Annotated in this window: 20 protein-coding genes; 4 read left to right on the top strand and 16 right to left on the bottom strand. The window is 69.1% G+C overall.

Annotated features, from left to right (window positions below; all coding sequences use genetic code 11):
• Positions 1–240 precede the first annotated feature (240 nt).
• The 3 genes from DIE06_RS11735 to DIE06_RS11725 are packed head-to-tail and all read right to left on the bottom strand — an operon-like array spanning position 241 to position 2,172.
• Positions 241–975, bottom strand: coding sequence for a YoaK family protein (locus DIE06_RS11735; RefSeq protein WP_124661559.1), 735 nt, complete (start codon positions 973–975; stop codon positions 241–243).
• Positions 976–1,033: 58 nt separating this feature from the next.
• Positions 1,034–1,561 carry a chromate transporter gene (locus tag DIE06_RS11730; protein WP_124661558.1) on the bottom strand — a complete coding sequence of 176 codons (528 nt, stop codon included), beginning with the start codon at positions 1,559–1,561 and terminating at the stop codon, positions 1,034–1,036.
• Positions 1,558–2,172: a chromate transporter gene (locus DIE06_RS11725; protein WP_124661557.1), complete on the bottom strand. Its 615-nt coding sequence runs from the start codon at positions 2,170–2,172 to the stop codon at positions 1,558–1,560. The genes DIE06_RS11730 and DIE06_RS11725 overlap by 4 nt, the downstream gene beginning before the upstream one ends.
• A gap of 96 nt (positions 2,173–2,268) precedes the next feature.
• Here DIE06_RS11725 and DIE06_RS11720 point away from each other — a divergent pair, with 96 nt between their 5' ends.
• Positions 2,269–3,153 (top strand): transcriptional regulator GcvA, encoded by an 885-nt coding sequence (locus DIE06_RS11720; protein ID WP_124661556.1) that lies wholly within the window; start codon positions 2,269–2,271, stop codon positions 3,151–3,153.
• 39 nt (positions 3,154–3,192) lie between these two features.
• Here DIE06_RS11720 and DIE06_RS11715 read toward each other — a convergent pair whose 3' ends face one another.
• The 13 genes from DIE06_RS11715 to flgB all read right to left on the bottom strand — a co-directional run bounded on the left by DIE06_RS11715 (position 3,193) and on the right by flgB (position 16,700).
• On the bottom strand, positions 3,193–4,500 hold the full coding sequence (locus tag DIE06_RS11715) for a solute carrier family 23 protein (RefSeq protein ID WP_124661555.1): 1,308 nt from the start codon (positions 4,498–4,500) through the stop codon (positions 3,193–3,195).
• A 255-nt stretch (positions 4,501–4,755) separates the two neighbouring features.
• Positions 4,756–5,994 carry a flagellar hook-associated protein FlgL gene (gene flgL / locus DIE06_RS11710; RefSeq protein WP_124661554.1) on the bottom strand — a complete coding sequence of 413 codons (1,239 nt, stop codon included), beginning with the start codon at positions 5,992–5,994 and terminating at the stop codon, positions 4,756–4,758.
• A gap of 23 nt (positions 5,995–6,017) precedes the next feature.
• Complete coding sequence (gene flgK, locus DIE06_RS11705) at positions 6,018–8,000, bottom strand: flagellar hook-associated protein FlgK (RefSeq protein ID WP_124661553.1); 1,983 nt, start codon at positions 7,998–8,000, stop codon at positions 6,018–6,020.
• A 191-nt stretch (positions 8,001–8,191) separates the two neighbouring features.
• The gene (locus DIE06_RS11700; protein WP_124661552.1) at positions 8,192–8,947 is read right to left on the bottom strand and encodes a flagellar brake protein; all 756 of its coding nucleotides are present in this window, start codon (positions 8,945–8,947) and stop codon (positions 8,192–8,194) included.
• A 218-nt stretch (positions 8,948–9,165) separates the two neighbouring features.
• Positions 9,166–10,164 carry a flagellar assembly peptidoglycan hydrolase FlgJ gene (flgJ, locus tag DIE06_RS11695; RefSeq protein ID WP_124661551.1) on the bottom strand — a complete coding sequence of 333 codons (999 nt, stop codon included), beginning with the start codon at positions 10,162–10,164 and terminating at the stop codon, positions 9,166–9,168.
• A complete protein-coding gene (locus DIE06_RS11690; RefSeq protein ID WP_124661550.1) occupies positions 10,165–11,346 on the bottom strand; it encodes a flagellar basal body P-ring protein FlgI in 1,182 nt (393 codons plus the stop codon). It lies immediately after the preceding gene.
• Between the two features lie 5 nt (positions 11,347–11,351).
• Positions 11,352–12,041 carry a flagellar basal body L-ring protein FlgH gene (flgH, locus tag DIE06_RS11685; protein WP_124661549.1) on the bottom strand — a complete coding sequence of 230 codons (690 nt, stop codon included), beginning with the start codon at positions 12,039–12,041 and terminating at the stop codon, positions 11,352–11,354.
• A gap of 21 nt (positions 12,042–12,062) precedes the next feature.
• Positions 12,063–12,851, bottom strand: coding sequence for a flagellar basal-body rod protein FlgG (gene flgG / locus DIE06_RS11680; protein WP_014895799.1), 789 nt, complete (start codon positions 12,849–12,851; stop codon positions 12,063–12,065).
• 35 nt (positions 12,852–12,886) lie between these two features.
• Positions 12,887–13,645, bottom strand: coding sequence for a flagellar basal-body rod protein FlgF (gene flgF, locus DIE06_RS11675; protein ID WP_124661548.1), 759 nt, complete (start codon positions 13,643–13,645; stop codon positions 12,887–12,889).
• A gap of 20 nt (positions 13,646–13,665) precedes the next feature.
• Positions 13,666–14,907, bottom strand: a complete 1,242-nt coding sequence (gene flgE / locus DIE06_RS11670; RefSeq protein WP_124661547.1) for a flagellar hook protein FlgE — start codon at positions 14,905–14,907, stop codon at positions 13,666–13,668.
• Positions 14,908–14,935: 28 nt separating this feature from the next.
• Complete coding sequence (locus tag DIE06_RS11665; RefSeq protein ID WP_124661546.1) at positions 14,936–15,682, bottom strand: flagellar hook assembly protein FlgD; 747 nt, start codon at positions 15,680–15,682, stop codon at positions 14,936–14,938.
• A gap of 67 nt (positions 15,683–15,749) precedes the next feature.
• On the bottom strand, positions 15,750–16,175 hold the full coding sequence (gene flgC, locus DIE06_RS11660; RefSeq protein WP_124661545.1) for a flagellar basal body rod protein FlgC: 426 nt from the start codon (positions 16,173–16,175) through the stop codon (positions 15,750–15,752).
• 36 nt (positions 16,176–16,211) lie between these two features.
• Positions 16,212–16,700, bottom strand: a complete 489-nt coding sequence (gene flgB / locus DIE06_RS11655; RefSeq protein WP_124661544.1) for a flagellar basal body rod protein FlgB — start codon at positions 16,698–16,700, stop codon at positions 16,212–16,214.
• A gap of 205 nt (positions 16,701–16,905) precedes the next feature.
• On the opposite strand from flgB, the gene flgA reads away from it, so the two are divergent.
• The 3 genes from flgA (at position 16,906) to DIE06_RS11640 (ending at position 18,929) form a co-directional block, all read left to right on the top strand.
• On the top strand, positions 16,906–17,952 hold the full coding sequence (gene flgA, locus DIE06_RS11650; RefSeq protein WP_124661543.1) for a flagellar basal body P-ring formation chaperone FlgA: 1,047 nt from the start codon (positions 16,906–16,908) through the stop codon (positions 17,950–17,952).
• A 118-nt stretch (positions 17,953–18,070) separates the two neighbouring features.
• A complete protein-coding gene (gene flgM, locus DIE06_RS11645; RefSeq protein WP_124661542.1) occupies positions 18,071–18,403 on the top strand; it encodes a flagellar biosynthesis anti-sigma factor FlgM in 333 nt (110 codons plus the stop codon).
• Positions 18,404–18,488: 85 nt separating this feature from the next.
• Entirely contained in the window at positions 18,489–18,929 is a 441-nt protein-coding gene (locus DIE06_RS11640) for a flagella synthesis protein FlgN (RefSeq protein ID WP_039317824.1), read from the top strand.
• Positions 18,930–18,944: the final 15 nt, after the last annotated feature.

Below are 18,944 nucleotides of genomic sequence, written 5' to 3'. Positions count from 1 at the left end.
TAAGACCAGTGCGCGCCCTGAAAGAAATTGAAATGCGCGGTCACGCGCGATTGTCGCCCTGGAACAACGTTTCCCGCGCCGGGCTTGCCTCTCGCGTGGCGGATGCGGAGCGCGGCGATGGCGGAACGAGGGCCGGTGCTGTAAGGATCGGGCGAGGCTGGCCGACGGGGGCCGCGACGCGGCCAGCCGGTGCGGCACGCCACGGAGATGGCGGACAGCGATCCCGCCCGCTCAGGTCGCTCAAGCCGACCGCGGCGTCCCGCATTCGGGCTGGCCGTCGCCGCCGGTGTCGTCGCCGCCGTGCCCCGCGCGCCGCCGCGCCCGCCGCACGATCTCCGCGAACGCACCGACCAGCAGCAGCACCGCGCCCCACAGCGCGACGTCCGGCACGAGCCGCGTCACGAAGCCGCCGACCACCGCGCCGGCCAGGAAGCAGAAGCTGATCGTCGCGAGCAGCGCCGAATCGTGCAGTGCACCCGCGTCGTAGCGCGGAATCAACCCGACGAACAGCTTCTGCGCGGCGCGCCGCAGGTTGCCGGTCGTCATCACCGACGTATACGACAGTGCCTCGAGATGGGTGAACGACAGCGTCTGCAGCGTCGCGACGAACGAGATGCCGGGGATCAGCCACGCGCTCGACGCGCCGACGAGGCCGCTCGCGGCGACGCCGAGAAACGCGATCTCGACGATCAGGCTCGCGAACGCCGTGTGGCGCATCCAGCCGCGCTGCGCGGCGAGGCCGAGCAGGTGCGCGACGAACACCGCGACCACGAAGCCGCCGAGCGGCGGCACGTGATGCAGCGCGGCCGCCCATTCGCCGGCCGACACGTTGATGCCGAGCAGCGCGACGTTGCCGGTCATCGTGTTCGCGAACACGTGGCCGTGACCGACGTAGGTGTACGCGTCGAGGTAGCCGCCGGACAGCGTGAGCAGCGCGGCGACGGTGAGGTTGCGGCTGGCGCCGTCGAGATCCATCAGGCCTCCCGTGAAGAGCCGCGCCAGTATCGCGCACGGGAGGCCGGTCGTGCGCCGCTCACTGGCCGATGCCGGTAAGCCCGATCAGCGCGCCGGCCGCGAGCAGCCACAGCGGATGGATGCGCGTGCGCCATGCGAGCACCGCGCACGCGGCGGTGATGCCCCACTGGATCGCGGTGCGATTCGACGCTTCCGAGATCAGCACCGCGCTGGCCGCGACGAGCCCGGCCGTGACCGGCATCAGCCCGTGCTGCACGTAGCGGCGCCACGGCCGGTCGCGAAAACGCTCCCACGCGTGCAACGCCAGCACGGTGACGAGCGACGACGGCCCGAACTTCGCGATCGACGCGACCAGCAGCCCGGCCCAGCCGGCCACATGCCAGCCGACCAGCGATACGATCATCATGTTCGGCCCCGGCGCGGCCTGCGCGAGCGCGAACAGCGCGGTGAATTCGTGCGCGCTCATCCAGTGGTGCACGTCGACGACCTGCCGCTGCATCTCCGGCAGGATCGTGTTGCCGCCGCCGAACGCGAGCAGGGAGAGCTGACTGAAGATCGTCGCGATCGCGATCAACGTGTCGTTCATGACCGGCCTCCGTCGCGCGCGGCGGCGCGCTGCGGTGCCGGCGTCTCGCGACGCCGCGACGCGAGCCAGATGCTCACGGGCGTCAGCACCAGCATCGTGGTCAGGAGCGGAACGCGCAGCACCGCGATCGCGACGAACGCGAGCGCCGCGATGCCGGCCGCCGTGCGCGGCGCGTGCAGCAGCGGCTTCGCGACCTTCACGGCCATCGCGACGAGCAGGCCCGCGGCCGCGGCGGCGAGCCCGCCGAACAGGTGCTGCACGCGCGGATCGGCCTGCGTCTTCGCATACAGCACGCCGAGCGCGACGACCACGAGGGTGGGCCCCGCGATCAGCCCGAGAATGCCGGCGAACGCGCCCGCGACGCCGCGAAAGCGCATGCCGACGGCGACCGACAGGTTGATCACGTTGCCACCCGGCAGGAACTGGCACAGGCCGAGCAGATCGGTGAATTCGTCGGCGGTGAGCCATTTGCGCTCGTCGACGATCGTGCGCCGCGCGAACGGCAGCGCGCCGCCGAATGACATCAGGCCGAGCGACAGGAAGCCGGTGAACAGCTCGGCGAGGCCGATCCGGCGTGGGGACGCGGCGGGCGGCGGAGAAACGGATTGCATGGGGATCCTCATCAAACGATGGCCCGAGGTTACCGCCGTTCGGCACGCCGGCAAAACGATTTTATCGGCGCGCCCTTGTGATCTAGAATCACAAGCATGGCACGCGACCTCCCGCCCTTTTCCGCGCTTCGGGCCTTTGAAGCAGCGGCACGACACGAAAGCTTCAGCGCCGCCGGCGACGAGCTGCATGTGACTCACGGTGCCATCAGCCGGCAGATCGCCGGGTTCGAGGCATGGCTCGGCAAGCCGGTGTTCCACCGCTACGGCAAGCGCGTGAAGCTCACCGACGAGGGCCGTCGCTATCTGGATACCGTCCGCGCCGCGTTCGACAGCATCGCGCTCGCCACCGAGCAGCTGCGCAACACCGGTGCCGCGCGCGTGCTGCGCATCAATGCGCTGCCGACCTTCGCGATGAAATGGCTGCTGCCGCGCCTGTCGCGATTCCAGCGCGACGTGCCGAACGTCGAGCTGAAGCTGTCCACGTCGAACGCGCCGCTCGATGCGCTCGACGGTTTCGACGTCGCGATCCGCCGCGGCCCCGGCCATTGGCCGAACTGCACGAGCGGCCACTTCCTCGACGAAAGCGTGATTCCGGTGTGCAGTCCCGCGCTGCTCAAGCGCGCGCCGATCATCCGCGCGGACGATCTCGCGCGGCACGTGCTGCTGCATTCGGATACGCGGCCGGAAGGCTGGCGCGACTGGTTCGCGGCGGCCGGCGTAACGATGAAGGGGCGCAAGCGGCAGTCGTTCGACCACTTCTACCTGGCGCTGCAGGCGGCCGTCGACGGGCTGGGTGTCGCGCTCGGCCCGCTGCCGCTGATCGACGACGAGCTCGCGAGTGGCCGCCTCGTGATGCCGCTCGACGGGCCGCGCATCGCGACGCGCAGCTACTGGTGGATCGCGCCGGGCGCGCCGGCCGACGATCCGCTCGTCGCGCAGTTCTGCGCGTGGCTGCAGGCGCAGTCGAATACCGGCGCTTGAGGACGCGCCGGCGGGCGGCGTTGCACCGCCCGCTCCCGGTCACACCACCGGGCCCGGTTCCTTTTCCTTGCGCAGGATCGCGTACAGGATGATCGCGCCGAACGTCGCGGTGCCGATCCCGCCGAGCCCGAAGCCGCCGAACTTCAGCGAGAAGTCGCCGGCGCCGAGCACCAGCGTGACGGCCGCGACGATCAGGTTGCGGTTGTCGGAGAAGTCGACCTTGTTGACGACCCAGATTCGCGCGCCCGTCACCGCGATCAGCCCGAACACGACGATCGACACGCCGCCGAGCACCGGGCCCGGGATCGTCTGGATCACCGCGCCGAACTTCGGCGAGAAGCCCAGCCCGATCGCGATCAGCGCGGCGACCGCGAACACGAGCGTCGAATAGATCCGCGTGACGGCCATCACGCCGATGTTCTCCGCGTAGGTGGTCACGCCGGTGCCGCCGACGCTGCCCGACACGATCGTCGCGAGCCCGTCGCCGATGAACGCGCGACCGACGTAGCGGTCGAGGTTGGTGCCCGTCATCGCGCTGACAGCCTTGATGTGGCCGAGGTTCTCCGCGACCAGGATCACCGCGACCGGCGCGAGCATCAGCATCGCGTGCGGATCGAAGACCGGCGCACGGAAGCTCGGCACGCCGAACCACGCGGCCTGCGCGACGATCGAGAAATCGACCGGCTTGCCGAGGCCCATCCCGTTGCTCGCGATCGCATAGATCACGTACGCGATCACCAGCCCGACGAGGATCAGGAGGCGCTGCATCATCCCGCGCGCGAACACCGCGACGCCGCCGACGCACAGCACCGTGACGAGCGCCATCACCGAGTCGAAGGTCGATGCCGACACGCCCTTGACCGCGATCGGCGCCAGGTTCAGCCCGATCACCGCGACCACCGCGCCGGTGACGACGGGCGGCATCAGCGTCTCGATCCAGCGCGTGCCGATCGCCTGCACCAGCGCGCCGAGCGCGACGTACACGACGCCGCACGCGATGATCCCGCCGAGCGCGACCGGGATGTTCGGGTTCGGCCCGCTGCCGCCGTAGCCCGTCACCGCGATCACGAGGCCGATGAACGCGAAGCTCGAGCCGAGGTAGCTCGGCACGCGGCCGCCGACCAGCACGAAGAACAGCAGCGTGCCGATGCCCGACATGAAGATGCACAGGTTCGGGTCGAAGCCCATCAGCAGCGGCGCGAGCACGGTCGAGCCGAACATCGCGACGACGTGCTGCACGCCCATCGCGACCATCTGCGGCCACGCGAGGCGCTCGTCGGGGCCGACCACGCGCGAGACCGCGCCGGTCGGTTGCACCCGCCAGCGCGGGAAGTAGGAATCGGACATGGGGAAATGGGCTCCTGTCGTACGCCGGCTGCGGACGGTGCGCCGGTCTGGAATCTGGCGCGAGTTTACGGAGCGGAAATGGGGCTGGCAAGCGCGAGCCGCCGGTGCGGCGGTCGTGCCCGCCGAGCGGCCGTCCGGGCGGCCAACCAGGCGGCGCGACCGCATCGACGGCGGCCGGCCGGCGGCTGGCCGCCGACTGGCACGCGCATCGCGCGATGTAAGCGGGCGCTCACATCGCAGCGTGCGCCGCGGGGATCACGGATTGATGTACTGGAACAGCGACATGTTCTGCAGCTGCGCGTAGGCCTTCTGCGCGCCGCTCAGCGCGTTCTGCACCTGCAGGTACTGGCTGATGGTCGTCACCATGTTGGTGCTCGTCAGGTCCGACAGGTTGCTGGTCGTCTGCAGCGCGGCGGTCTGGTTGACGGTCTGCATCGCCTTGACTTCCTGCTCGCGGCCGCCGACCGACGCCAGCACGGTCGTGACGTTGCGCATCGAGTTGCCGATCTTCGTCGCGGCCGTGCCCATCGCGTTCGACAGCGCGGCGGTCGCCGTCGGATTGCCGGTGACGGGCGTCTTCAATGCCGTGATCATCGAATCGAGCGTCGAGAACACGTCGACCCCGCTCGCCTGCGGCGCGGGCGTGACCGAGAAAGTATCGGTGGGCGACGGCGTGCCCGACACGGCCACCTTCATCCCGCTGCCGAGCGCGATCGCGGTGCCTGACGTATAAGCCTGCGCGGGCCCGGGCGTCGGGGGCAAGATCGAATTGTCGGTCACCGTGTAGGTCGGCGCGGCCGGGGTGCCGCCGAAGGTGATCGTGAATTGATGGCCGTTCGTCGCGGCCGACGGATCCGTCACCGTGACGTTGCCGATGGTGGCCGTGCCCGTGTTGCTCGCGCCGGCCGCCTGGACCGGCGAGCTGCCCAGCGCCTGTACCGACATGAACACCGAGATGCCCGAGTCGCCCTGCGGCACGCTGCGCGAATCGTCGATCTGTACGGTGCGCGTGCCCGTATCGCCGACGTAGCTGATGGCGCCGGCGGCATTCTTCGTGAACGGCGCCGCCGCATTCTTGTAGCCGGCGAACAGGTAGTTGCCCGCGCCGTCGGTCGAGTTCGCGAGCGACATCAACTGGTTGCGATAGCCCTCGAGCTGCGTCGCGAGCGCCCCGCGGTCGCTGTCGGCGAGCGAACCGTCGCCGGCTCGCACGATCACCGACTGGATGCTGCCGAGTACGCTGCTGACGCTCTGCAGCGTCTGGTCCTCGGCCTGCAGCGACTCGAGCGCCGTATTCTGGTTCGCCGCGTACTGCGACAGCGTGGCCGACGTCATCGACAGCTGCACGGCCTGCGCCGCGCCCACCGGGTTGTCGGCCGGGGTCGTGAGGCTCACGCCGCTCGAGATCTGCTGGTAGAGCTGCGCGAGCTGGGCCTGCTGATCGTTCATCTGTCCGACGTTCAGCTGGTAGAACTGGGTCGTGGAAATCCGCATCGTGTCTATCCTCTCGAATCCGGTCAGCTGAACAGGCCCAGCACGGTCTGGAACAGCGAAGCCGCCGTCTGGATCACTTTCGCGTTGGCCTGGTAGAGCTGCTGGTACTGCATCAGGTTCGCGGCTTCCTCGTTCTGGTTCACGCCCGACACCGACTGCTGCGCGGACGTGATCTGGCCGACCAGCGCCGTCTGTGCGGTACTCGACGACTTGAGCTGGCTCGCGGCGTTGCCGATGTTGTTCACGTATTTCGCATAGGCGCCCGTGAGCGTGGTCGTGCCGCCGCCGAGGGTCTTCGCGTTGACGAGCTGCGACAGCGCGAGCGCGTTGCTGCCGTCGCTCGTGCCGCCCGCGTACGGCCCGATCGTGAACGAATCGCCGTCCGACGGCGTGCCCGACAGCGTGACGGTCACGCCGTTCAGCGCCCCGGCGGCCGTGCCCGACATCGTCATCGCCGCGCCGGTCGACGGATCGTACGGCACGGAGTCGGTCGGCGTGCTGATCGTCACCGACGTCGGCGGCGTGCCCGGGATCGTCACCGTGGTGCCGACCGGGAAGCCCGACAGCGACTTCGTCGCCGCGTCGTAGGTCAGCTTGGTCGACGGCACCTGATAGCCGGCGCTCACCCCGCTCAGCGCGATCTTGCCGGTGCCGATGTTGGTGCTCGACGCCGACGTGACGACCGGCGACGCGGCCGCGATCGCCGCGCCGCTCGTCGTCGCGAGCCCGAAGCCGTCCAGCGCGCCGCGCGTCGGCAGCACGGTGAACTGGTCGCCGGCATTCATCGCGCCGGACGAGAACGAGAAGTTCAGCCCGCCGAGCGAGACCGGCATCGGCCCCGCCTTCTGGTCGACCACCGACCCGCTCGCGCGGTCGGTCAGCGTGTAGTTCGTGCCGTCGTACGACAGCGTGTAGTCGCTCGTCGTCGGCTGCGACGCGTTGGCGAACGACACGGACAGCGACGCGTTGCCGGTATTGCCCTGGTTCGAATAGACGGCCGGGGCCGCCACCGTGAACAGGGCGCCGCCCGGGTTGCCCGACAGGTCGACACCGAGCGCGTTCTGCGCGTTGACCTGCGCGGCGAAGCTGGCCGCGACCGCGCCGAGCTGCGCCTGCGCGGGGTCGAGCGTCTGGCTGCGGAACGCGAGCAGGCCGCCGAGCGTGCCGCCCGACAGCGATGCATCCGGCAGCGCCTGGTTCGGGCCTTGCGGGTTCGTGCCGGCGATCCCCTGCGACACGACGGTCAGCTCGCTCGGATCGGACGGCGACGTGACGGTCGCGAGCTGGTAGCTCTTGTCGGCGAGGACGAGCGGCTGGCCGCCCGCGAGGAACACGCTGTAGCCGCTGTCGCCGCGCACCACCTGCACGCCGGCGAGGCCCGACAGGTTCGATACCGCGAGGTCGCGCTGGTCCATCAGCTGGTTCGGCGGCTGCCCCTGGCTGCTCGCCGCCGAGATCTGCTGGTTCAGCTGCGCGATCTGCGCGGTGTACGTGTTGATCTGCGACACCGTGCTGGTGAGTTGCGTATTCACGCTCTGGCGCAGCGCGTCGTACTGCTGGCCGCCCGCATTGAGCTGGTTCGCGAGGATCTGCGCGTTGCTGATCGCGGTCTGCCGCACCGACGGATCGGCGGCGCTGTTCGCGACGTTCTGCAAGCCGGTGAAATAGCCGGTGATCGCGGTCGAGATCCCGGCCGTCGGGCTGCCGACGTAATTGTTCAGCTGCGCGACGAGCGAATACCACGTCGACAGCGAGCCGCCCTGCGACTGCGCGCTGTTCAGCTGGTCGCTCAGGTACTGGCTGTACTGTCGCTGCACGGTGACGGTGCTCACGCCCTGCGGCATGTAGCCGCTCGCCGTGTACTGGCCGCTCGCCTCGGCATAGACCGGGCGCTCGACCGAATAGCCGGGCGTCGCGGCGTTGCTGATGTTCTGGCCGGTCGTCGTGAGGCCCCAGAGCGCGGCATTGAGGCCGCTGACGCCGAGGTTCATGAGTGTGTTGGACATGCGCGATCCTGATGAGCCGGCCGCGCTGCGGCCGCCGGGTTGCGTGACTCCCGGTATAACGGCCGCGGATCGGAAAAATTGAGGGAAAAATGCGTGGGCGACGCGCGCGTGCGCGTCGTCTGTCGAGCGGCCCGGCGGACGATGCCGGCGCCGCCGTGAAAGCGGCCCCGGGCGGGGCCGCAACGGATGCGTCAGGCCCGCGCGAGCGAGCGACGCTTCATCTCGAGTTGCGTGATCAGGCGCTGCAGCGTGTTCTCCGCGCTGCCCGGCAGCGCCAGGAAGCGAAAGCCGAGCTGGTAGCGGCGCGAGCCGTTCGGCAGCTGGGTCGAACGCTGCGACACGAGCTGCAGGTCGAGCGACAGCTTGCCGTGGCCGTTCAACTCGAGTTCGACGTCGGGCAGCAGCGTGCCGACCTCGAGCGCCTCGATACGCTCGTCGGCCGTCCGCAGCCCGACGCCGCCGAGCGACAGGTTATGCACCTCGAACACGAAGCTCTCGCCGTCCGGCAGCTTGCCGCGGCACAGGAACGGATCGACGATCGGCGCATCGACGCGGAAATACTCGCGGCGCTGGATGCACATGAGCACGTCGGGGAAATCGGCGACGAACGCGGGCAGCCCCTCGTAGCGCGTCTCGCGCGGCGTGCCCGTGGTGAATTCGACGCGCACGCCTTCCGGCGCGGCCGCGAAGGTGCAGTGCGACGCGCCGAGGATGCCGGCGTTCTGCTCGGACAGCGCGCCCCAGTCGAACGTGAACGTGCGCGCGCCGACGTCGACCTCGAGCAGGCGCGTGACGAGCTGGCCGCCCGGGTACTGGACGGTCAGGAAGTCGCCGCGGTTCACGAGGTTGCGCAACTGCACGCCGATCTCCAGCGGATTGCGGCGGGCGTAGTCGGGGCCGGAATGGCCCGCATCCAGGCTCGGATCGGTCGACGTTTCGATATTCATGGCTAGCCGGTTTTCTTTTCATGGGCGCCCGGGACGACCGGTGCGCAGTAAAACCGGGCCAGAACATGGCCCGGTTACAGGTCTCTCACACTTAGCGGCAGTGCTCACCGAAAGTTTAGATCGAAACGCCGGTTTTTTTCGCGCAAACGTTGAAACCGCGCGCGGCGGTCTGCCGGGCGCGGTCCGTAACATTGCAAACGGGCGGCGGGGCGGGCCCGTCAGCCGATCTGCTGCATGATCGAGATCAGCTTCTTCGCGTAATTCGGGTCGGTCGCGTAGCCGGCCTTCTGCATCCCGTGCGCGAAGCCCTCGACGCTGCGGCTCGCGCTCAGCACGCCCGCGTAGCGCGGGTTGTTCTTCAGCAGGTTCGCGTAATCGGTCATCGCGTGCTCGTACGAGTCGTACGCGCGGAACTTCGCGACGACGCGGCGCGGCGTGCCGTTCACGTATTCGGTCGTCAGTGCCGACACCGTGCGGCCCGTCCAGCCCTTGTTCGCCTTGATGCCGAACACGTTGTAGCTCGTCGAGCCGTCGCTCGCGCGGATCTCGCGCTTGCCCCAGCCCGATTCGAGCGCGGCCTGCCCGACGATGAAGCGCGCCGGGATGCCGGTGGTCGCGCTCGCCGCCTGCGCCGGGCCGGCGAGGCGGTCGACGAACGCGTCGGCGTCCTGCACGCCGCTCGCGCCCTTCAGCGGCGGCGTCAGCGCGCTGCCGGCCGAGTAGCCGCGCGCGCCGGCGAGCCCGCCGTTGTTCGCCGCGTTCGCGTAGGCCCGCGCCATCGCGTTCATCGCGGCGAGGCTGCCTTCGTTGCCCGACGCGCCGACGCCGGTCGCGCCGAAGCCCGCCGCACCGAGCCCGGCCGCGCCGGCGTCGGCCGCCGTGTCGCTGTCCGTGCCCTGCCCCGCGTTGCGCAGCAGCTGCTTCATCAGCGCGTCGGCCACGCCGATCCCGCGCTTCGACATCTGCTGCGCGAGCTGCTGGTCGAGCATCGACGTGTACATCTTCGACGTGTGCGAATCGAGCAGCCCGCCGTCGGGCGACGCGTCGCGCATGCTCTTGAGCATCATCTGCGTGAACATCGCGTCGAACTGGCCGGCGACCGCCTTCGCGCCGGCCTGCGGCGACTGCTTCGCCTGCGCGCGCAGCGCGTCGAAGCCCTGCACGTCGAGCGCGAAGCGCTGCGTCAGGTCGTTCGCGTTCGGGAGATTGGCTGCCATTTAGATCACCTCCAGGTCCGCGCGCAGCGCGCCGGCCGCCTTCATCGCCTGCAGGATCGACATCAGGTCCGCCGGCGTCGCGCCGAGGGTGTTCAGCGCCTTCACGACGTCGGCGAGGTTCGCGCCGGCCGTCACCATCTTGAGCGCCCCGTTGTCCTGCTTCAGCTGGATCTGCGACTGCTGCGCGACCACCGTCTGCCCGTTCGAGAACGGCCCCGGCTGCGACACCACCGGCTGCGTGTTGACGATCACCGACAGGTTGCCGTGCGCGACCGCGCAGCTTTGCAGCGTGACCATCTGGTTCATCACGATCGAGCCGGTGCGCGCGTTCAGGATCACCTTCGCGGCGGCCTTGTCCGGGCTCACGTCGAGGTTCTGCAGGCGCGCCATGAACGCGACCTGCTGTGCGGAATCCGCCGGCGCGGCGAGCTGGATCGTGCGGCCGTCGAGCGCCGTCGCGGTGCCCGGGCCGAAGCTCGAATTGACCGCGGACACGATCCGTTGCGCGGTGCCGTAGTCCATGTCGTTCAGCTGCAGCTGCAGCACGCCGTTCATCTGCGCGATCGCGTTCGGCACCGAGCGCTCGACGATCGCGCCGCCGACGATCCGGCCGGCCGCGAGCTGGTTCACCTGCACGCGGCTGCCGTTCGCGCTCGCCCCCGCGCCGCCGACCGCCATGTTGCCCTGCGCGAGCGCGTATACCTGGCCGTCCGCGCCCTTCAGCGGCGTGAGCAGCAGCGTGCCGCCGCGCAGGCTCTTCGCGTTGCCGAGCGACGACACGGTCACGTCGAGCGCCTCGCCGGGCCGCGCGAACGGCGGCAGCGTGGCGGTCACCATCACGGCCGCGACGTTCTTCAGCTGCATGTTGTTCAGCGACGACGGGCCGCCGTTGGCCGAACCGTTGTTGATCGAGATGCCGAGGTTCGCGAGCATGTTCGCGAGCGTCTGCGTGGTGAACGGCGTCTGCATCGTCTGGTCGCCCGTGCCGTCGAGGCCGACGACGAGGCCATAGCCGATCAGCGGGTTGTCGCGCACGCCCTGGATCTGCGCGAGGTCCTTCAGGCGCTCCGCGTGCACGGGCGCCGCGCCGAACGCGCACGCCGCCAGCGCAAGCGCGGCGGCCAGTGCACGGAACGCCCGGGACGAACTGAACGAAAGGTGGTGAACAAGAGGCAGCGGCATCGTCATCACCACGGTGCGATGTTGAGGAAGAAGCGCTGCAGCCAGCCCATCGTCTCGGCTTCGTTGATGTAGCCCTTCGACGAATATTCGATCTTCGCGTCGGCGACCTGCGTCGAGTAGACCGAGTTCGCGCCCGAGATCGTGTTCGGGTTGACGACGCCCGAGAAGCGCACGAATTCGTTGCCCTGGTTGATCAGCATCTGCTTCTCGCCGCTGACGACGAGGTTGCCGTTCGGCAGCACGCTGGTGACGGTCACCGTGATCGTGCCGTTGAACGTGTTCGCCGCGCTGGCGCCGCCCGTCGCCGCGAACTTGTTGTTGCCGGCCGCCGACAGGTTCGCCTTCGCGAACAGCCCGCCGAGGAACGCGGCGGTCGGCACGCTGAAGTCGGTGTTGCCCTGCCGGTTGGTGTTCGCGCCCGACGACTTGGTCGCATTGATGTTCTCCGCGATCATGATCGTCAGGATGTCGCCGACGTTGCGCGGCCGCTGATCCTCGAACAGCGGCCGCCCCGCAAAGCCGGGGTTGTAGATCGAGCCGGGCGCCTGCATCGACATCGGCATCGGCGGCTGCGCCGTCATCGGCTGCTGGATGATCGGGTCGCGCGGAATCTGCGCGCAACCGGCGAGCGCGGCCACCGCGACCGCGCACACGGCGCGGACGGGGGCTGACGGGAGGAGGCGAACCTGCTTCATGGCGACGGCGTGACTTTCCGGTTAGCTCTTCATCTGCGTGACGGTCTGCAGCATCTGGTCGGACGTCGTCACGGCCTTGCTGTTGATCTCGTACGCACGCTGCGTCTGGATCATGTTGACGAGTTCCTGCACGACGTTCACGTTCGACGCCTCGACGTAGCCCTGGTTGAGCACGCCCGCGCCGTTCAGGCCCGGCTGCGACACGTTCGGCGCGCCCGACGACGTGGTCTCGGCGAACAGGTTCTCGCCCTTCGCCTCGAGGCCGGCCGGGTTGATGAAGGTCGCGATCTGCAGCGAGCCGATCTGCACCGCGTTGCTCGAGCCCGGCTGCGTGACCGACACGACGCCGTCCTTGCCGATCGTCAGCGACTGCGCGTTCTGCGGCACCGTGATCGCCGGCAGGATCTGATAGCCGCTCGACGTGACGAGCTGGCCCTGCGCGTTGGTCTGGAACGAGCCGTCGCGCGTATAGGCGTTCGTGCCGTCCGGCATCAGCACCTGGAAGAAGCCCGCGCCGTTGATCGCGACGTCCTTCGAGTTGCCCGTCTGAGTGAGGCCGCCCTGCGTGTACAGGCGCTCGGTCGCGACCTGCTGCACACCGGTGCCGAGCTGCAGGCCCGACGGCAGTTCGGTCTGCTGCGTCGAGTTCGCGCCCGGCTGGCGGATGGTCTGGTACAGCAGATCCTCGAACACCGCGCGCGACGCCTTGAAGCCGTTCGTGCTGGTGTTCGCGAGGTTGTTCGAGATCACGTCCATCTGCGCCTGCTGCGCATTCATGCCGGTGGCGGCGATGTAGAGCGATCGGTTCATGTTGAATCTTCTCCTGGTAGCGAGGGCCGTGCCGCTCAGCTGAAGTTGAGCAGCTGGTTCGCCGTCTGCTCGTTCTGGTCGGCCGTCTGGATCAGCTTCGACTGCAGCTGGAACGCCCGTGCGTTGTCGATCATCGCGACCATCGCGGTCACCGGATTCACGTTGCTGCCTTCGAGCGAATTCGGCGTGACGACCACGGTCGGGTCGGCGTCGGCCGGATTGCCGTCGGCGGTGCGGAACAGCCCGTCGTTGCCGCGCGCGAGCGTGGCCGGATCGGGGTTCACGAGCTTCATCTGGTCGACGATCGCGACCGCCGTCGGCGGGTCGCCCGGCATCAGCGCGGACACCGTGCCGTCCTTGCCGATCGTCACTTCCGCGTTCGGCGGCACCGAGATCGGGCCGCCGTTGCCGATCACCGGCAGGTTGCTCGCGTTGACGAGCTGGCCGTTTTCATCGACGTGCAGGTTGCCGGCGCGCGTGTACGCCTCGCTGCCGTCGGCCGTCTGCACCGACAGCCAGCCGGCGCCCTGCACCGCGACGTCGAGCGGGTTGCCGGTGCGCGTGATCGGACCCGGTGCGTAATCCGCGCCGGGCGTCGACGCGAGCACGTAGGTGCGCGTCGTCGTCGGGTCGATCGTGCTGCCGTCGCCGAAATTCATCGGCACCGCGCGGTAGGTCGCGAGCTGCGCGCGAAAGCCCGTCGTCGATGCGTTCGCGAGGTTGTTCGCGACGATCGCCTGCTGGTCGAGCGACTGCGACGCGCCCGTCATCGCCGTGTAGATCAGTCGGTCCATGGCTGCCGGTTATCCGCGCATTACAGGTTGATGAGCGTCTGGTCGACGGTCTGCTGCGTCTTGATCGTCTGCGCGTTCGCCTGGTAGTTGCGCTGCGCGGTGATCAGGTTGACGAGCTGCGACGTCAGGTCGACGTTCGAGTTCTCGAGCGCGCTGCCCTGCAGCGAACCGTGGTTCGTGCTGCCCGGCGACGAGATCTGCGGCACGCCCGACGCGGACGATTCGGCGTACTGGTTGCCGCCGAGGTTGACGAGCCCGTTCGGGTTGTTGAAGTTCGCGAGCACGATCTGGCCGAGTACCGACGTCTGGCCGTTCGAGTAGTTGCCGGTCAGCTTGCCGTCGGCGCCGATCGAGAAGGTCGTCAGCGTGCCGCTCGCATAGCCGTCCTGCGCGAGGTTGTTCACGCCGTCCTTGCCGCCGTACTGCGTGGTGCCGGTCAGGTCGAGCGTGAGCTGCTGCGGCGTCGCCGAGCCATCGGTGTTCGGCACGGTGAACTGGAACTGGCCGAGCGACGCGGTCGGCGCGGCCGGCGTGCCCGTCGTCGTGCCCTGGATCGCGCCCGACGAGTTGAACGTGACCGTGCCGAGGTCGGTCGCGGCGGCGCCCTGCACGCCCGCGTAGGCCTCCCACGTGCCGGCCGCCGACTTCACGAAGTACATGTTGACCGCCTGCGAGCCGCCGAGCGAGTCGTACACCTGGATCGACGTCGAGTAGTTGTACGTCGTGGTGTCGGTTGCGCTGAACGGGGTCTTGGTCGGCGGCGTGTCCTGCGAGTTCAGGTTGAACTGGGCCGAGATCTTGGTCGTCGCGGTCGGCGCGATGTTGGTCGTCGGCGCCTGCAGCGGCACGGTTTGCGCGGTGCTGATCACGCCGTTCTTGTCGGCGGCGTAGCCCATCAGGTTCGCACCCGCCGAGTTGACGATGAAGCCGTTCTTGTCGCGCTGGAACGTGCCGTCGCGCGAGTACGTCGTCACGCCGTTGTTCGACATCTGGAAGAAGCCGTTGCCGTTGATCGCGACGTCGAGCGACGAGTTCGTCGTGTTGATCGTGCCCTGGCCGAACTGCTGCTGCACCGACGCGAGCGTCGTGCCGATCCCGATCTGCGTGTTGACCGACGTCGCGACCGAGTTCGCGTACATGTCGGAGAACTGCGCGGTGCTCGACTTGAAGCCGACCGTGTTCGCGTTCGCGATGTTGTTGCCGATCACGTCGAGCGCGTTCGATGCGCCGGCGAGGCCGCTCAGACCCTGTTGATAACCCATTTCGGTCTCCGTTTTCGAGAAAGCTGGATCAGTTGGTGGTGGTCGTGCCGCCGGACGACGACGACGCGGTGTTCGGGAAAATCGACGCGACCTGGGTCAGCCCCACCGTCGTGCCGTTCGACAGCACGAGCCCCGCCGTGCCGTCGGCCTGCTTGATCACGCTCTGGACCTGCGCGGCCGCGAGCACGGTCGGCGCATACGTCTTGCCGTCGCTGCCCGTGTACTGCGCGCTCACGGTGTACTTGCCGTCCGGCAGCGCGTTGCCGGCCGCATCGGTCGGCGTCCAGTTGAACGGCACCGTGCCGGCCGACTGCTGGCCCGCGTTGATCGTGTTCACGACGGCGCCCGCGCTGTTCTTCACGGTGATCGTCAGGTTCGACACGTCGCTCGTGAGCGACACGCCGAACGGCGACGCCGCGCCGCTCTTCACCGCGACGCTATTGCCCGGCGCGAGCACGTTCGTGCCGATCAGCAGCGCGGCCTGCGTCTGCTGGCCGGCCGCGAGCTGCGTCGACAGCGACGTGAGCGACGTGTTCAGCTGCGCGATGCCGCTCACCGTGTTGATCTGCGCGAGCTGCGACGTCATCTGCGAGCTGTCGACCGGGCTGGTCGGATCCTGGTTCTGCAACTGCGTGACGAGCAGCTTCAGGAACGTCGCCTGCAGGTCGCTCGCCGACGTGCCGGTCGTCGACACGTTGTTGGTGTTCATCGTGTCGGTCGGCAGGGTCGACACGCTGGTGCCGTTGCCGCCGATCGTCGTGCTGGTGGAAGTCATCCTGGGTGGCCTTGTGTCGGAACTGTCGGATCCGGGTCTCGGTGTGGAAGGGCGCTCGGCGCGCGGCTTACGTGCCGATCGTCAGCGTCTTGAGCATCAGCGTCTTCGCGGTGTTCAGCGTCTCGACGTTGGCCTGGTACGAGCGCGACGCCGAGATCATGTTCACCATCTCCTGCACCGGGTCGACGTTCGGCATCTGCACGTAGCCGTTCGCGTCGGCGGCCGGGTTCGCCGGGTCGTAGGTCGACTTCATCGGCGACGGATCGTCGACCACCCTGGTCACGCGCACGCCGCCCACGCCCTGGCCGGACGCGGTGCGCGCGCCGCCCATCGGGTCGGTCGCGAACACGACCTGCTTGGCCTTGTACGGCTTGCCGTCGGGGCCGGTCGCGCTGTCGGCGTTCGCGAGGTTCGACGCGGTGACGTTCAGGCGCTGCGATTGCGCGGACAGCGCCGAACCGGCGACGCCGAAGATGTTCATCAACGAGGGCATGGAGACTCCTGGTTCGGGTGCGGAAGCGGCGCGCGCTTACGAGTTCGTCGAGATCGCGGCGATCATCGCCTTGATCTGCTGGGTCATCACGGTCATCCCGGTTTCGTAGTGCAGCGCGTTGTTCGCGAACTGCACGCGCTCGACGTCGAGATCGACCGTGTTGCCGTCGAGCGACGGCTGCAGCGGCATCCGGTACTGCGCACGACCGTAGTCATCGGCCGGGCCGCCGGTCGGAATCAGCTTCGCGGTGCCGGCCATGTGACCCGGCGCCGTTGACGCCATCGTCATCCCGCTCGTCACGCCGGCCGGCTGCGCCATCGGCAGCTGCGCGGCGTTGCTCGGCGCGAGACCGCCGCTGGTCTGCTTCAGCGAGCGCGCGAGGGTCGACGCGAAATCGGTGTCGCGGGCCTGGTAGCCGGGCGTGTCGGCGTTCGCGATGTTCGACGACAGCAGTTCCTGCCGATAGGCGCGCACGTCGAGCGCCTGTCGGCCGAACGCGAATTCGGCATCGAGTTTGTCCAGCATGTGTGCGTCTCTCCGTATGAAGCGCTGCACGCCCGTTGCGCCGGATGGCGACCCAAGGGGCTTTTTTCCATGACAGCGATGGTAGGCGCCGGGCGCAACCGGCAATCGGACGAATAACGCGGCAAAGGCCCCCTCTATTCATCGTTTGCGCGACGGCCCGGCTCCCTAGAATGCGAATCGGATCAACGGCTTCGAGGACACGGCGATGACACGCAGCGCACTTCGCGGAAACGACGCACGCGGCACGCGCCTGCCGCGTGCGTTCGCGCTCGCCGCGGCGCTGTGGCTCGCGGTGCCGGTTGCGCACGCGGACGACGGGATGATCGTGATTCCCGGACGCGGCGAGACGGCCGAGACCGCGCTCGCGCATGCGAACGCGGCGAGCGGCGGGCAATTCGGCGGGAATGCGGGAACGGCTTCGGGTGCCGTCGCGACCGTCGTCGCCGGTACGGCCGACCCCGCATCGAATCCCGCGCGACCGGCCGTCGCCGCGCGCATGGCGGCGGCACGCGCCACGCCGGCCGCGCCGGCCGCGCCGGCCCCGCGCGCGCCGGCGGCTGCCGCCAACCCGGCCCAGGCAGCCAACCCGCTCCAGGCGGGCGCCGCGCCCCTGCCTGCGACACCGCCCGGCCAGCAGGACCCCGACACGATCCGGCGCACGGCCCTCGCGTTCCTGCAGCAGCAGGTCGCGGGCCTGCCGGGCAAGACCACCGCGACGGTCGCGGCCGCGTTTCCGCGCGGGCTCGCCGCGTGCACGACGCTCGAGCCGTTCCTGCCGACCGGCGCGCGCCTGTGGGGCCGCACGACGGTCGGCGTGCGCTGCGCCGGCGAGCGGCCGTGGACCGTCTACCTGCAGGCGAAGGTCGCCGTGCAGGCCACTTATTACGTCGCCGCGCGGCAGATCGCGCCCGGCGAGCCGCTCACCGCGGCCGACCTCGTCGCGCGCGACGGCGACCTGACGGTGCTGCCGCTCGCGGTGATCACCGATCCCGCGCAGGCCGTCGGCGCGACCGCGCTGGCCCGGATCTCGGCCGGGCTGCCGCTGCGCCAGGACATGCTCAAGAGCGCCGCGTCGGTGTCGGCCGGCCAGACGGTGCGGGTCGTCGCGGCCGGGCCCGGCTTCACGATCTCGGCCGAGGGCAGCGCGCTCGCGAATGCGGCGCCGGGCCAGTCGGTGCGGGTCAGGATGGCGGCGGGGCAAATCGTCACGGCGATCGTCAAGGACGCCGGGACCGTGGAAATTCCGCTATAGGGACGAATGCCGCCGCAAGATTGCAAAGAATTGTTTATTCGGAGAATTTCGGGCTCACGATGCTAAAGTTCGGGCCGACCCCGCCGTTATCTGGGTCATACCGTCCAGGAAACCCATCGTGAAGATCGATTCCACTCCGAACCCGAGCCCCCTCGCGTCGACCGGCAACGGCGCGGCCCGCGCGCAATCCGGCGCGGCTTCGTCGTCGCCCGCGCAGGCGGCCGACGCAGGATCGACCGGCGGCGACACGACCGTGAACCTGTCGGGTCTGTCCGGCCAGTTGCGTTCGCTGTCGGGCTCCGGCAGCGCCGACATCGACACGGCCCTCGTCCAGTCGATCAAGGATGCGCTGAACAACGGCACGTTGACGATCGATGTGAACAAGATCGCCGACGGCGTATTGAATACCGCCCGCGACCTGCTGCAACAGCAGCGCGCGAAGGGCAACTGAGCCGGCCCGGGGCCCGTCACGCCCAGACCGGTCCCCTGGTTTGCCGGCATGCGGACACGCGTGCCGGCGCGACGAGCATGACGCGATGAGAGAAGAGCTGCTGGCCACGGTCAACGACGAACACGCGACGGTCGAAGCATTCGCGTCCCTGCTCGCCTACGAGGAAAAGGCGCTCACGACGCCGGAGCCGCTGGAAATGCTGCCCGGCATCGTCGAGAAGAAGAGCGCGCTGATCGACCGGCTCGCGCAGCTCGAGCGCACGCGCGACACGCAGCTGTCCGCGCTCGGCTTTCCGGCCGGCAAGAAAGGGATGGACCAGGCCGCCGAGCGCGATGCACGCCTCGCCGGCCGCTGGCAGTTGCTGCTGCAGGCCGCCGAACGCGCGCGCCAGGCCAACGCGACCAACGGGATGCTGATCCGGATCCGGATGGACTACAACGAGCGCGCGCTCGCGGTGCTGCGCTCGGCGCCCGCGCCGGCCGGCGTCTACGGGCCCGACGGGCGTGTATCGGCGCTGATGCGCTGATGCGCTGATACGCCG

Source organism: Burkholderia sp. Bp8998 (genome assembly GCF_003854235.1).
In the GTDB taxonomy this organism is placed as follows: domain Bacteria; phylum Pseudomonadota; class Gammaproteobacteria; order Burkholderiales; family Burkholderiaceae; genus Burkholderia.
This window is presented reverse-complemented; position numbering and strand designations above follow the sequence as displayed.

What these genes read in the sequence shown, in the direction of transcription:
- DIE06_RS11735 (WP_124661559.1), bottom strand. Translation starts at nt 975, where the DNA reads ATGGATCTCGACGGCGCCAGCCGCAACCTCACCGTCGCCGCGCTGCTC.
- DIE06_RS11730 (WP_124661558.1), bottom strand. Translation starts at nt 1,561, where the DNA reads ATGAACGACACGTTGATCGCGATCGCGACGATCTTCAGTCAGCTCTCC.
- DIE06_RS11725 (WP_124661557.1), bottom strand. Translation starts at nt 2,172, where the DNA reads ATGCAATCCGTTTCTCCGCCGCCCGCCGCGTCCCCACGCCGGATCGGC.
- DIE06_RS11720 (WP_124661556.1), top strand. Translation starts at nt 2,269, where the DNA reads ATGGCACGCGACCTCCCGCCCTTTTCCGCGCTTCGGGCCTTTGAAGCA.
- DIE06_RS11715 (WP_124661555.1), bottom strand. Translation starts at nt 4,500, where the DNA reads ATGTCCGATTCCTACTTCCCGCGCTGGCGGGTGCAACCGACCGGCGCG.
- flgL (WP_124661554.1), bottom strand. Translation starts at nt 5,994, where the DNA reads ATGCGGATTTCCACGACCCAGTTCTACCAGCTGAACGTCGGACAGATG.
- flgK (WP_124661553.1), bottom strand. Translation starts at nt 8,000, where the DNA reads ATGTCCAACACACTCATGAACCTCGGCGTCAGCGGCCTCAATGCCGCG.
- DIE06_RS11700 (WP_124661552.1), bottom strand. Translation starts at nt 8,947, where the DNA reads ATGAATATCGAAACGTCGACCGATCCGAGCCTGGATGCGGGCCATTCC.
- flgJ (WP_124661551.1), bottom strand. Translation starts at nt 10,164, where the DNA reads ATGGCAGCCAATCTCCCGAACGCGAACGACCTGACGCAGCGCTTCGCG.
- DIE06_RS11690 (WP_124661550.1), bottom strand. Translation starts at nt 11,346, where the DNA reads ATGCCGCTGCCTCTTGTTCACCACCTTTCGTTCAGTTCGTCCCGGGCG.
- flgH (WP_124661549.1), bottom strand. Translation starts at nt 12,041, where the DNA reads ATGAAGCAGGTTCGCCTCCTCCCGTCAGCCCCCGTCCGCGCCGTGTGC.
- flgG (WP_014895799.1), bottom strand. Translation starts at nt 12,851, where the DNA reads ATGAACCGATCGCTCTACATCGCCGCCACCGGCATGAATGCGCAGCAG.
- flgF (WP_124661548.1), bottom strand. Translation starts at nt 13,645, where the DNA reads ATGGACCGACTGATCTACACGGCGATGACGGGCGCGTCGCAGTCGCTC.
- flgE (WP_124661547.1), bottom strand. Translation starts at nt 14,907, where the DNA reads ATGGGTTATCAACAGGGTCTGAGCGGCCTCGCCGGCGCATCGAACGCG.
- DIE06_RS11665 (WP_124661546.1), bottom strand. Translation starts at nt 15,682, where the DNA reads ATGACTTCCACCAGCACGACGATCGGCGGCAACGGCACCAGCGTGTCG.
- flgC (WP_124661545.1), bottom strand. Translation starts at nt 16,175, where the DNA reads ATGCCCTCGTTGATGAACATCTTCGGCGTCGCCGGTTCGGCGCTGTCC.
- flgB (WP_124661544.1), bottom strand. Translation starts at nt 16,700, where the DNA reads ATGCTGGACAAACTCGATGCCGAATTCGCGTTCGGCCGACAGGCGCTC.
- flgA (WP_124661543.1), top strand. Translation starts at nt 16,906, where the DNA reads ATGACACGCAGCGCACTTCGCGGAAACGACGCACGCGGCACGCGCCTG.
- DIE06_RS11640 (WP_039317824.1), top strand. Translation starts at nt 18,489, where the DNA reads ATGAGAGAAGAGCTGCTGGCCACGGTCAACGACGAACACGCGACGGTC.